Origin of the sequence: Aquipuribacter nitratireducens (assembly GCF_037860835.1) — a bacterium.
GTDB lineage: Bacteria > Actinomycetota > Actinomycetes > Actinomycetales > JBBAYJ01 > Aquipuribacter > Aquipuribacter nitratireducens.
The window spans coordinates 34,903-47,820 of the sequence record NZ_JBBEOG010000009.1 but is presented as its reverse complement, the minus strand read 5'-3'; the positions used below and the strand labels follow the sequence as shown (position 1 = coordinate 47,820).

Genomic DNA, 12,918 nt, shown 5'->3' with positions numbered 1-12,918 from the left:
AGGACGCCCTCGAGCGTCTCGCCACGAGTGGATGGACCTGCTGCGCGGCACGGCCGTCGTCCTCGTCGTCGTCTATCACGCCGTCGTGCTCACGGAGATGGACGGCGTCACCGCGCCGGGATGGGTGGAGGCGGCGAACGCGTACCTCGCGCCCTTTCGTATCCCCCTGCTCGTGATCCTCTCCGGGATGCTGCTGGGCCGCGCGCTCGAGAAGCCGCCAAGCCGCTACTTCTCCGGGAAGCTGTCGAACATCGGCTGGCCGTACCTCGTGTGGACGGCGGTGTTCGCCGTCGTCACCTGGCCGGTGGCCTCGCCGTTCCTCTACGCGCGCGGTGGCACCTACCTCTGGTTCCTCCTGTTCCTCCTGGTCTTCTTCGCCGCTGCCTGGATGCTCCGTGCCCTGCCTGCGTCATGGGTCGTCGCGGTGTCCTTCGCTCTCGCTGTCCTCGCGCCGACCGGCTCCAAGTACACAGAGCGACTGGTCTACCTCTTCGCCCTGTTCATGCTCGGTCACCTGGTACGGAGCCGGCTCGCAGTGTGGCGGTGGCTGACGAGGTCCCGCTGGGTGGTACCGGTCGGTCTCCTGCTCGTCGTCGTCCAGTGGGTCGTCGGTAGCACGGTTGTGGACGCCGCCGACCCCACCTCTGGGTACGGTCCGCCCACCGCGCTCGCGACGCTCGGCGGCCTCATGGTCGGCGTGCAGCTCGCGCCCGTGGTCGCGCGCATGACGTGGACGCGACCGCTGCGACACGTCGGGGAGGCATCGCTCGTCTACTACGTGTCGCACTTCCCCGTCGCCACCGTGGTGATCGGGCTCCTGGTCGCGGCCGGCGTCAGGAACTGGGCGGTCCTCGCGCTGGTCGGGGCCGTCGTCGCGCTCGGGGCCGGTGCCGTGTTGGCGCGCTGCCGCGCGACCGCGCCCGTGCAGTGGCTGTTCGCGCTACCCGGTCTCGTGACGTGGGCGCGCCGCGGCGCGTCCCGACGCACGGCTGTCGGGAGCAGCGGCGACCGGGACCCCTCCGGCGTCGCCCGTCGCTAGGGTCCTCAGCGACCCGGCCACCTCGAGACCCCAATCTCCAGACAACCGGAGGCGGACATGGAGTACAGAAGCGTCGCCGACCTCGGCCGCGACGTCGTGCAGTGGGCCGATCGCCTGCCACGCGACATCGACATCGTCGCCGGGATCCCTCGCAGCGGCTTGCTCGCCGCCAACCTCCTTGCCCTCCACCTCCACACGCCGCTCGCCGATCTCGAGGGTCTGCTCGCAGGTCGTCTGCTAGGGGCCGGCCAGCGCATGCGCAACCGATCACCTGCCGATGTGATCGCGAGCGCCCGCCGGATACTCGTCGTCGACGACAGCCTCCACTACGGCGGCGCGCTCGCCGAGGCCAGAGACAAGGTGAGGGGGCACGTACTGGAGGAACGAATCTCGTACGGGGTTGTCTACGCTGCGCGCCTCGACGGCGAGCAGCGGGTCGACTACCACCACTCCGTGGTCCCGGTCCCGAGAGCCTTCGAGTGGAACGTGCTCCACCACACACACCTCGGGCAGGCATGCATGGACATCGACGGAGTCCTCTGCCGCGATCCTGAAGGGAGCGAGGCCGACGGGGCGCCGTACGAGGCGTTCATCGACGACGTCCCACCCCGGCTCGTTCCGGCCCGTGAGGTGGGGTGGTTGGTGACATCGCGCCTCGAGCGGTACCGGCCGCAGACCGAGCGCTGGCTGGCCGCCCACGGGATCCGGTACAAGGAACTGGTGATGCACCCGGCCGGGAGCCACGAGGAGCGTCGCGCCGCCTCGGACCACGCCGAGCGGAAGGCTGAGGTGTACCGGCGGACGAGCGCGTGGCTCTTCATCGAGAGCGACGTGCGGCAGGCGCAGCGCATCGCCGAGATCGCTGGACGACCGGTCTTCTGCACCGATGTACGTCAGATGGTCTACCCAGGCGTGCCCGTCGGGCGGCCGGCCCGCCGACTCGACCAGGTCCGCTGGCGGCTGCCGCGCGAGGTTGCCAGGAACCGCGAGCGGGCGTCGCGGTTCGGGCGCAGGTTGCTGGATGGGTTGAGCCGCCGTTGACAGGAGGAGCGCCGTCGCCGGCGCTCCGGCCCGTCGTGCCTGTCGTGCGCGTCGGTTAGGCTGTCGCAGTTGTCCCGGCGAGGGGCCGGCCTCCGGCCGGACCGTCATCGACGAGACGCGGCCCCGCTGCGTCGTCGAGCCGAGACCGTCCGAGAAGTCCCCGCGACCAGCTGAGGAGCACCACCGTGTCTGCCGACATCCGCCTTCCCGCCGAGAGCCGCACCGAGTTCGGCAAGGGCGCGGCGCGCCGGCTGCGCCGGGCCGACAAGGTGCCCGCCGTCGTCTACGGCCACGGCGAGGCCCCCCTCCACCTGTCCCTGCCGGGCCACGAGACGATGCTCGCGCTCAAGCACCGCAACGCCGTCGTCACGCTCGACCTGTCCGGCGACGAGCACCTCGCGCTCGCGAAGTTCGTCCAGCGCGACCCGATCAAGGGCTTCATCGAGCACGTCGACTTCGTCACCGTCCGCCGCGGCGAGAAGGTCCAGGTCGAGGTCCCCGTCGTCACCGACGGCGAGGCGATGGGCGGCACGGTCGTCGTCGTCGACCACCAGACGCTCCTCATCGAGGCCGAGGCGACGCACCTGCCCGAGAGCCTCCACGTCGACGTCGACGAGAAGCCGGCCGGCTTCCAGCTCCACGCGAAGGACGTCGTGCTGCCCGAGGGCGTCACGCTCGTCACCGACCCCGAGGCGCTCGTCGTCAGCGTCAACGAGACCCACCTCGACGCCGAGCTCGCCGAGGCGGAGGCCGAGGTCGGCGCCGGGGCGGCCGGCGCGGAGGAGCCCGCTGCCGGTGAGCCCGCCGCGGCGGAGGGCGACGCCGCCGCCGAGGACGCCGCGCAGGAGGCCGAGCAGGCCTGAGGCCGGCTCGCTCGCCCGCAGCACCAGCAGCACCACGCAGCACCACGCAGCACCAGGGAGAGGCCCAGGTCGGCATGAGCGACGGCACGTGGCTCGTCGTCGGCCTGGGCAACCCCGGTCCCCGCTACGAGGGGACCCGGCACAACATCGGCCAGGTCGTCGTCGACGCCCTCGCCCGCGGGGAGCGGTTCTCGAGCTCCCGGCACCAGGCGCAGGTCGTCGAGACCCGCCTCGGTGCCGCCCCCGGCGGGGCGCCCGGGCCGCGCGTCGTGCTCGCGAAGCCCACCACGTACATGAACGTGTCCGGTGGACCGGTCGCCGGGCTCGCCCGCTACCACAAGGTCGAGCCTGACCACGTCGTCGTGGTCCACGACGAGCTCGACCTCGACCTCGGCCGCCTCAAGCTCAAGATCGGCGGGGGCGAGGGCGGCCACAACGGCTTGCGGTCGGTCTCGCAGTCCCTCGGCACCCGCGACTACGTGCGGGTTCGCTGCGGCATCGGACGGCCCCCGGGGCGGCAGGACCCCGCCGACTTCGTGCTCTCCGGCTTCGCGAAGAAGGAGCAACCGGAGGTCGAGCTGCTCGTCGTCGACGCCGCCGACGCCGTCGAGATGGTCCTCACAGAGGGTCTCGCTGCCGCTCAGGGTCGCTTCCACACAGCAACCTGATCACCTGTTCGGTGACGGCTCGCCACCGTGAGTGATGGTCCACGGAACTCCTCACCCGTTTGCGCGAAACCCGTCACGGAGCGGGGCGACATCGCCTAGCGTCCCTCCCGGGTGGACCCCCCGCGCACCGACCGTCCGGCGCGCGCAGCACCGGTTCGCCGCACGACGAGGACGGGAGGCGTTCCGGTGGCCGACCAGCCGCTCGAGGAGACCCTGGGCCCGAGTCTCGACCCCCTCCCCGCGTCGGTGCGCAAGCAGCTCCACGTGCTCGGTGAGCTCGTCCGCGCGGAGCGGGCGCCGCGACCGCGACCGGCGCCGATCACCGAGCGCTCGCAGGTGGAGGAGCAGCGCCCTGTTCTCGCGTCCCGGCGGCGGTCGACGCACACGGTCGCGGCCGACCTCGTGGCGGCGTCGCTCGCGACGCTCGTCCCGCTGGGCGGGTGGGTGCTCGCCGGCGACCTCCCTGCCCTGGCGTTGGCCGCCGCGCCTGTCGCGGTGGCGCTGTGGCTCGGGTGCCTGCTGCTGAGCCGCGCCTACGAGCCACGCTTCCTCTGGAGCGGGTCCGCCGAGCTGCAGCGCGTCATCGCTGCGGCCGCGGCGTTCACCGTCGTCGTGCTCGCGGTGGGGTGGGCACTGCTCCCGGCGCAGTGGGCCGGCGGGGCGCTGCTCCTCGTCACCCTCCTGTGCGCGACGACCGGCGCCGCCCGACGGGTCGTCCGCGCCCGCGCCCACGCCGCACACCGCGCGGGTGCGGTGAGCGTCCGGGTGCTCGCCGTCGGTCCGGCCGACGACGTGCGGCTGCTGTCGCAGCGGATGCACCGTGACCGCTACCACGGCTGGCACGTCGTCGCGGCGTGCACTCCCGACCGGCCCGAGCCGGACGTCTCGACGCCGGTCCGCCTCGGGGCCGTGCGTGACGTGGTGGCGGCGAGCGAGCGCTGCCACGCGGACGTCGTCATGCTGTGCCCGGGGCTCGGCCTCGCCGAGATCGAGGACCTCCGGGGGCTGCAGGCGCAGCTCGAGGCGGCCGGCCGCGAGCTCGCCATCGCCCCGCCCCTCGTCGAGGCGATCGGGCCACGGGTCTCGCTGTCCGCGGTGTGCGGCCTGCCCGTGGTGCGGCTCGACCGCCCGGAGCTCGACGGTCCCCGCCGGGTCCTCAAGGCGATCGCGGACCGGGTTGTGTCGGCGCTCGCGCTGCTCGTGCTCGCGCCCGTGCTCGTCGGCATCGGCGCAGCCGTCCGCCTCGACAGCACCGGCCCGGCGCTGTTCCGTCAGACCCGCATGGGCAAGGACGGGACGACGTTCACCATGCTGAAGTTCCGCACGATGCGCACCGACGCCGAGCAGCGCCGCGCGGAGCTGCTCGACGCCGACGAGGGCGCCGGGCTGCTCTTCAAGCTCAAGGCGGACCCCCGGGTGACTCGGGTGGGCGCCTGGCTCCGCCGCACGTCGCTCGACGAGCTCCCGCAGCTCGTCAACGTCGTGCGCGGGGAGATGTCCCTCGTGGGGCCGCGGCCGAGCCTGCCGGTGGAGGCGGCCGAGTACGACCGCTTCATCGCGCGGCGGCTCCTCGTCCGCCCCGGCCTGACCGGGCTCTGGCAGGTGAGCGGGCGCTCCGACCTGTCGTGGCGGGAGAGCCGCCGCCTCGACGTCCGCTACGTCGAGAACTGGTCCCTGGGGTTCGACCTCACGATCCTCGTGCGGACGGTCGACGTCGTCCTGCGGCGACGCGGCGCGTACTGAGGCGGCTGCCAGGAGCTCGTCACCCGATCGGGCGATTCCGGGACGTGCAGGACGCAGGTCCTACGTCGGAGATCATCCGGATGCCACACTGACCCTTCAGCACGGAAGGGTGTGTGGCCGCGTGAGGATTGCGCTGATCGGGACGCGCGGCGTCCCGGCGCGCTACGGCGGCTTCGAGACGTGCGTCGAAGAGGTCGGCTCCCGCCTGGCGTCGATGGGTCACGACATCACGGTCTACTGCCGCACCACCGTCGGGGCGGACCGGCCCGCAGAGCACCGCGGCATGCGACTCGTCCACCTGCCCGCCCTGCGCCGGCGCTCCCTCGAGACCCTGAGCCACACGGTCCAGTCGGTCGCCCACGCGGTGGGCGCACGGCGGCCGGACGCCGCCGTCGTGTTCAACGCGGCGAACGCGCCCCTGCTGCCCGTCCTCCGCGCCCGCGGCGTCCCGGTCACCACCCACGTCGACGGGCTGGAGTGGCGCCGGGCCAAGTGGGGGCCGGCGGGGCGGCGCTACTACCGGGTCGTGGAGTCGCTCGCGGTCCGGTGGTCCGACGCCCTGATCGCGGACGCGGAGGGCATCGCGGCCTACTACCGCGAGGAGTTCGGGGCTCCCACGCGACAGATCGCGTACGGCGCACCGTTGCTCGACGAGCGCCGCCCCGAGGTGCTCCGGCCCCTCGGTCTCCGGCCGCGTGGGTACCACCTCGTCGTCGCCCGGTTCGAGCCGGAGAACCAGGTCGACCTCGTCGTCGAGGGCTACGTCTCGAGCACGGCGCGGCTGCCGCTCGTCGTCGTGGGCTCCGCGCCGTACGCGGACGCCTACACCCGGCGGGTGCACGCCCTCGCCGACGACCGGGTCCGGTTCCTCGGCGGTGTCTGGGACCCCGACCTCCTCGACCAGCTGTACGCCAACGCGTGCACCTACGTGCACGGGCACTCCGTCGGCGGCACCAACCCGTCCCTCCTCAGGGCGATCGGCGCCGGCGCGGCGGTCCTCGCCTTCGACAGCGTGTTCAACCGCGAGGTCGTCGAGGACGCCGGCGCCGAGTTCTTCCGCACCGCCGCGGACGTCGGTCGCCTCGTGTCGGAGGCGGAGTCGAGCCCGGACGACGTCGAGCTGCGCGGCCTCCGGGCGCGCGAGCGCGCCAAGGCCTACGACTGGGACACCGTCGCCGAGCAGTACGAGGCCCTGTGCGAGGACCTGAGGGCCGGGCGCGTCCAGCGACCGCGGCCGAGCGGTCGCCGCCTGCGCGGCAGCGGGTGGTCACCATGAGCACGACGAGGGCGCACCCTCGTCCCGGTCATGCGGGCCGAGGTGGTCCCCCCGAGCGCTACGGCGACGTGCTCCGACGCATGAACGCCGCCCAGAAGTCCGGCAAGGGCGCGCCCGCCTACTCCCTGTACGTCAACCGGTGGCTCGGTCGCAGGTTCGCCGTCCTCGCGTACCTCGCCGGACTGCGGCCCAACCACGTCACGGCGATCAGCGCGGCGTTCTCCTTCGCCGCGATCGCCGTGCTCGTCCTCGTCCCCGTCGGCTGGCTCACCGGCGTCGTCGTCAGCGCGTGCCTGGTGCTCGGCTACGCCCTCGACGCCGCCGACGGCCAGCTCGCACGGCTGCGCAGGCAGAGCTCGGTGTCGGGGGAGTGGCTCGACCACATGGTCGACTGCGTGAAGATCTCGAGCCTCCACCTCGCCGTTGCGGTCAGCCTGTACCGGTTCACCGACCTGCCCGACGCGGTCCTCCTCCTCCCGCTCGGCTACGCGGTCGTCGGGGCCGTGTCGTTCTTCGGGCAGATCCTCAACGAACAGCTGCGCCGCAACGTCGGCGGGGAGGCCCGGGTGCTCGGCCCGGACTCCCGGCGCCCGTCGCTGGTGCGGGCGCTCGCCAAGATCCCCCTCGACTACGGGGTCCTCTGCCTCGTGTTCCTGCTGCTCGGCAGCCCCGTCGCGTTCCTCGTCGGCTACGGCGTCATGTTCGCGGCCGCGAGCGGCTACCTCCTGCTCGCGTGCGTCGCGTGGTACCGGACGATGCGGGGGCTCGACCGGCGACTCGTCCCGTGAGGCGGCCGAGCGCGGCTGCCCTCGTGGTGCTCCTCGCCCCCGTTGTGGCCGTCGGCGCGAGCGGGTGCAGCGGAGACACCGCCGACGGTCCCCCCGGAAGCTCCGGGACGACGGTCGCGACGGCACCGGCAGCGGCGGGCCCCACGCTCGGCCCGGCGGCCCCGGCCGGCACCGCTCCCGCGCCGGAGCGTGAGGCGCTGCCGAGCGGTGCGACGCCGCCGGGCGGGACGCCGGCCGGGACCGCCACCCGGGTCGTGCCTCCCCCCGCCGGTGAGGGCGGCCTCGAGCCGGTCCCGACACCGACGCGCATCACACTGCCTCCTGCACCGCTGGAGCGGACCGTCGAGACCGAGGGCGAGGTCAGCGTCGCGCTCACCTCCCTCACTGCCGTCGACGTCGACGCCATCGGACCCGGTGAGGTCGCCGGCCCGGGCCTCGCGGTCACCGTCGAGGTCGACAACCCGCGCGCCGCGCCCCTCGACATCGACGGGGTGGCCGTCTCCCTCGCCTACGCCGGCACGGAGGCCGGCGCTGTCAGCGGGGCGCCGGCCGATCCGCTCACCGGCCCGGTCCCGGCCGGGGGGTCGGCCCGGGGCACCTACGTGTTCGTCCTGCCGGAGGACCAGCGCGACGACGTCCTCGTGCGGGTGAGCCTGCCGGGGTCACCGACCGTCGTCGTCTTCCGGGGCGACGCCACCCGGTGACGCGTCCCGCGTGAACGCGGCGCGGCCATGGGCGACGTCGGCGACGGGCCTCACTGTCGGTACGGTCCCGAACGACTCGATGACGGATACCGCCTCTTCACTCACGCTGAGTGGCCGTCGTCCACAGTTCCGACCAATCGGACCGCCGCTGTCGTGATCCTGGGTTACCGTGGCGACCGGCCACAGTCATGGCCGGAGACCAGCATCCGAGGTGCCCATGTCACGTCCGGCCCGACGCTTGCGTCGCGTGGCGGGAGCCGCCCTCACGGTTCTCGCGGTGGCCGCGTCGGCCCTCGTCGCGTCGGTGCCCGCGGCGGGCGACACGGTCCCGCCGCCCGGGACCCCCGCGACGGTCGCGGCGGACGCGCTGCCGACCGTGCAGGTGAACGGCGTCGTGTGGTCGCAGGCCGTCATCGGCGACCGCGTGTGGGCGGCGGGCAGCTTCACGACGGCACGGCCGGCCGGTTCCGCTCCGGGGCAGAACGAGGTCGACCGGCGCAACGTCCTCGTCTACGACATCCGCACCGGGCAGCGCGACACGACGTTCACGGAGTGGCTGAACGCGACCGGGCACGTGGTCGCCGCGAGCCCGGACGGTCGGCGGGTCTACGTCGGGGGTGACTTCACGTCCGCGTCCGGGGTGCGCCACGAGCGGATCGTCGCGTTCGACGCGGTGACGGGCCGGGCGGTGCACGCCTTCGACGCCCACCTCGACGCCCGGGTGAGCGCGATCGCCGCGACGAACGACACGGTGTACGTCGGCGGCAGCTTCCTCAGCGCGAACGGAGTGCCGCGGACCCGTCTGGCGGCGTTCCGGGCCTCGGACGGGGCGCTGCTCGACTGGGCGCCCACCGCGCAGGACCAGCCGGTGCAGGCGCTCACGCTGACGCGCGACGGGAGCCGCCTCTACGTCGGCGGGAAGTTCCTCGGGCTCAACGGCAACGGGGTCAAGGGTCTCGGGGCGCTCGACCCCGTCACGGGCTCCTCGCTGCCGGTGCCGGCGGCCGCGGTCATCCGCAACGGGGGCGAACGGGGCGGCATCACGAGCCTCGCGGTCGACGGCGACACGCTGTACGGGACGGGCTTCACGTTCGGCTCGCTCGCCGTCGGCAACCTCGAAGGCGTCTTCGCCGCCCGGGCGGGCGACGGGCAGCTGACGTGGGTCGCGGACTGCCACGGCGACCACTACAGCGTGGCGCCCGTCGGGGACACCGTGTACGCCGCGGGGCACGCGCACTACTGCGGCAACGTCGGGTCGTTCGGTCAGACGACCCCGTGGCGTTTCGACCGCGCGCTTGCCTTCTCCACACAGCCCAAGGGGACGCTGCTGCCGAACTCGGTCGACTCCGGCCGCTACTTCGACTTCGGCGGGCTGCCCCGGCCCGACGCGCTGCACTGGTACCCCTACATGGACGCCGGCACGTACACGGGTCAGAACCAGGGCCCGTGGTCGGTCACCGGCAACGCGGACTACGTCGCGTTCGGCGGCGAGTTCACGGAGGCGATGAACATCCGGCAGCAGGGCCTCGTCCGGTTCGCACGCCACGGCCTGCGGCCGGAGGTCATCGGCCCGCAGTCGTCCGCGTCGCTCACGCCGGTCCTCGACACCCTCGAGCCGGGCAGCGTCCGCGTCGCGTGGCAGACGTCGTGGGACTACGACAACCGCGCCCTCACCTACCGGGTCGTCCGCAACGGGCAGGTGAGCGCCCCCGTCCACACCGTGACGGTCGACTCCGCGAGCTTCGACCGGCCGTACCTGTCGTTCACCGACACCGACGTCGTCCCCGGGCAGACGTACGCCTACCGCGTCTACGTGCGCGACGGCGTCGGCAACGAGAACCGCGGGAACACCGTGACGACGACGGTCGCCGGTGGCACGGCCCTCACGAGCTACCCCCGCCGGGTGCGGGCCGACGGCGCCCAGCACCTGTGGCGTCTCGGCGAGGCGTCGGGCCCCGTGAAGGACCGGGCCGGCGGGGACGACCTCACGCTCTCGTCGGGGGCCACCCGGCAGGTGCCGGGGGCCGTCGTCGGGGACCCCGACGGGGCGGTCGGCTTCAGCGGCACGAGCACGGGCTCGGCCGCGTCGAGCGGGGCGGTCATGGGGCCGCAGGTGTTCAGCGTCGAGGCGTGGGTCCGCACCTCGAGCACCGCCGGCGGGAAGATCGTCGGGTTCGGCAACCAGCGCACGGGCAACAGCCAGACCTTCGACCGGCACCTGTACGTCGACAGCGGCGGGCGGGTGGGCTTCGGCGTCTACCCGGGCGCGAGCCGTGTGCTGCGGAGCGCCACCGCGGTCGTCGACGGGCAGTGGCACCACGTCGTCGGCACCCTCGGCACGGACGGGCAGAAGCTGTACGTCGACGGGGCCCTCGTCGCGCAGAACGCCGCGACGACCTCCGCGACGCCCGTCACCGGGTACTGGCGGGTCGGTGGGGACAACCTGTCCGGGTGGCCCAACCGCCCCGCGAGCGACTACCTCGACGGGCAGGTCGACGAGGTCGCCGTCTACCACTCGGTCCTCACCCCGCAGACCGTCGCCACGCACCACGCCCTCGGGCTGGGACAGCTCCCGGCCAACCAGTCGCCCACCGCGTCCTTCACGACGACGACCAGCGACCTGCGGGTGACGGTCGACGGGCGCGCGTCCAGCGACCCCGACGGCACCGTCGCCTCCTACGCGTGGGCCTTCGGGGACGGCACGACCGCGAGCGGGCCCACCGCGATCCGCACCTACGCGGCCCCGGGCACGTACACGGTCACCCTCACCGTCACCGACGACGCCGGCGCCACGGCGCAGACCAGCAGGCAGGTCACCGTCACCGCGCCGCCGCCCCCACCGCCGGGCAACCGCGCTCCCACGGCCTCGTTCACGACGACCGTCAGCGGCCTCGCCGTCAGTGCGGACGGGCGTGCCTCGAGCGACCCCGACGGCACCGTCACGGCGTGGGCCTGGGACTTCGGGGACGGCGCCGTCGCAGCCGGCGCCACCACCGGCCACACGTACGCGGCCGCAGGCACCTACACGATCCGGCTCACCGTCACCGACGACGACGGCGCCACCCACAGCACCACCCGGCAGGTGACCCTCACCGCGCCGGCCGTGCGCGACAGATGCCGGCGGGTCGTCGTCGAGCCGGTCCAGCAGCCGGGCTCGTCCGGCTGGTGCGTGACCGACGCCGGGCGGGAACGCGCGAAGGCCGGCGGCGGCTGAGGACCGCGACACGCGGCGGCCGCGGTGACGCGATGCCCGGTGAGCCCCTGCCGCAGGTCACGGGGCCGTACGCTGCCCGGATGAGGTCGCGAGGGGGAGCCCGGCGCGCGGCGGCAGGGCCTGCGCGATGAGCCTCCGCGACTACGTGCTCGTGCTGCGGCGTCGTTGGGTCACCGTGCTGGTGGCGCTCGTGCTCGGCGTCGTCGGCGCCGTCGCGGCGACGGCCGTCGCCGACCCCGTGTACCGCGCGCAGACCACGTCGTTCGTCGCGCTGTCCGCCTCCGACGGCTCCACGACCCTGCTGCAGGGTTCGCAGTTCACGCTCCAGCGGGTGGCCTCCTACACCGACGTGGTCGACAGCCCGCAGGTCCTGGAGCCCGTCATCGACGAGCTGGGCCTCGACACCGACGTCGCCGGTCTCCGCGGTCGCGTCGACGCGGTCAACCCCGCCGACACCGTCCTGCTCGACGTCTCGGCCACGGCCGCCGACGCCGACGAGGCGGCCGCCCTCGCGAACGCCGTGACGGTGCAGCTCGGTCAGGTCATCGAGCAGCTGGAGACCCCGCGTGCCGGCGGGCCGTCGCCGGTCAAGGTCACCGTGACCTCGCCCGCCGTCGCGCCGGCCGCTCCGGTCACGCCGAACCCGGTGCTCAACCTCCTGCTCGGCCTCGCCCTCGGCGTGGCCGTCGGGGCCGGCCTCGCTCTGCTCCGGGAGGCGGTCGACACCTCCGTCCGGGGTCCTGCCGACCTCACGGCGCTGACAGCCGCGAGCCCGCTCGGCATGGTCCAGAACGACCCGACCGCTGCCTCCCGGCCGCTCGTGGTGCTCGACCCCGAGAACGACCGCGGGGAGGGCTTCCGCACGATCCGCACGAACCTGCAGTTCGTCGACGTCGACAACCCGCCGCGTCGCTTCGTCGTGACGTCGGCGGTCCAGGGCGAGGGCAAGACGACGACGGCGTGCAACCTCGCGCTCACCCTCGCCCAGTCGGGCCGGCGGGTGCTCGTCGTCGACGCCGACCTCCGGCGGCCCCGGGTGGCGGAGGTCCTCGGCATCGAGGGGGCCGTGGGCCTGAGCAACGTCCTCGCGGGGCAGTATCGGGTCGACGACGTCCTCGTGCGGTGGGGGAGCGGCATGCTCCAGGTGCTGCCTGCCGGCACGATCCCGCCGGACCCGAGCGAGCTCCTCGGCTCGCGCCACATGGCGGCCCTGCTCGCCGACCTCGCCGAGCGGTGCGACGTCCTCGTCGTCGACACCCCGCCCGTGCTGCCGGTCAGCGACGCCCTCGTGCTCGCCGCCGCGACCGACGGGGCCGTCCTCGTGGTCCGGCACGGCTCGACGAGGCGGGAGCACGTGAGCGCGGCGGTCTCGGCGCTGCGCGGGGTCGGCGCCTCGCTGATCGGCACCGTCCTCACCGCCGTGCCCCGCGGTCGCAGCCGCGCGGACCGGGCCTACCGCTACGAGCAGGACCGGCGCGCGCGGCGACGAGCCGGCGGCCGGGCGTGGCCGGGGCCCCTGACGCTGCGGCGTCCCGACGGGCCGACCGCGCCCCGGGAGGACCCGGCGCTCCGCCGGTAGGGC

The 12,918-nt window shown here is 74.0% G+C and carries 10 protein-coding genes; all 10 read left to right on the top strand.

The annotated features are described in order from the left end of the window. The first annotated feature begins 31 nt into the window (after positions 1-31). The 10 genes from WAB14_RS15190 (at position 32) to WAB14_RS15145 (ending at position 12,915) form a co-directional block, all read left to right on the top strand. Positions 32-1,039 (top strand): acyltransferase family protein, encoded by a 1,008-nt coding sequence (locus tag WAB14_RS15190; protein ID WP_340271043.1) that lies wholly within the window; start codon positions 32-34, stop codon positions 1,037-1,039. Positions 1,040-1,096: 57 nt separating this feature from the next. Beyond that, positions 1,097-2,080 (top strand): hypothetical protein, encoded by a 984-nt coding sequence (locus WAB14_RS15185; protein ID WP_340271041.1) that lies wholly within the window; start codon positions 1,097-1,099, stop codon positions 2,078-2,080. A gap of 185 nt (positions 2,081-2,265) precedes the next feature. Continuing rightward, positions 2,266-2,943, top strand: a complete 678-nt coding sequence (locus WAB14_RS15180) for a 50S ribosomal protein L25/general stress protein Ctc (protein WP_340271040.1) — start codon at positions 2,266-2,268, stop codon at positions 2,941-2,943. Between the two features lie 74 nt (positions 2,944-3,017). Further along, on the top strand, positions 3,018-3,611 hold the full coding sequence (pth, locus tag WAB14_RS15175) for an aminoacyl-tRNA hydrolase (protein WP_340271039.1): 594 nt from the start codon (positions 3,018-3,020) through the stop codon (positions 3,609-3,611). A 186-nt stretch (positions 3,612-3,797) separates the two neighbouring features. Next, the gene (locus tag WAB14_RS15170) at positions 3,798-5,354 is read left to right on the top strand and encodes a sugar transferase (protein ID WP_340271038.1); all 1,557 of its coding nucleotides are present in this window, start codon (positions 3,798-3,800) and stop codon (positions 5,352-5,354) included. 121 nt (positions 5,355-5,475) lie between these two features. Next, positions 5,476-6,630 carry a DUF1972 domain-containing protein gene (locus WAB14_RS15165; protein WP_340271036.1) on the top strand — a complete coding sequence of 385 codons (1,155 nt, stop codon included), beginning with the start codon at positions 5,476-5,478 and terminating at the stop codon, positions 6,628-6,630. 80 nt (positions 6,631-6,710) lie between these two features. Next, positions 6,711-7,418, top strand: a complete 708-nt coding sequence (locus tag WAB14_RS15160; protein WP_340271035.1) for a CDP-alcohol phosphatidyltransferase family protein — start codon at positions 6,711-6,713, stop codon at positions 7,416-7,418. Next, on the top strand, positions 7,415-8,122 hold the full coding sequence (locus tag WAB14_RS15155) for an LEA/WHy family protein (RefSeq protein ID WP_340271033.1): 708 nt from the start codon (positions 7,415-7,417) through the stop codon (positions 8,120-8,122). Before WAB14_RS15160 ends, WAB14_RS15155 begins: the two co-directional genes overlap by 4 nt. Positions 8,123-8,369: 247 nt before the next feature. Beyond that, a complete protein-coding gene (locus WAB14_RS15150; protein ID WP_340271031.1) occupies positions 8,370-11,336 on the top strand; it encodes a PKD domain-containing protein in 2,967 nt (988 codons plus the stop codon). A 127-nt stretch (positions 11,337-11,463) separates the two neighbouring features. Next, the gene (locus tag WAB14_RS15145; protein WP_340271030.1) at positions 11,464-12,915 is read left to right on the top strand and encodes a tyrosine-protein kinase domain-containing protein; all 1,452 of its coding nucleotides are present in this window, start codon (positions 11,464-11,466) and stop codon (positions 12,913-12,915) included. Positions 12,916-12,918 lie beyond the last annotated feature (3 nt).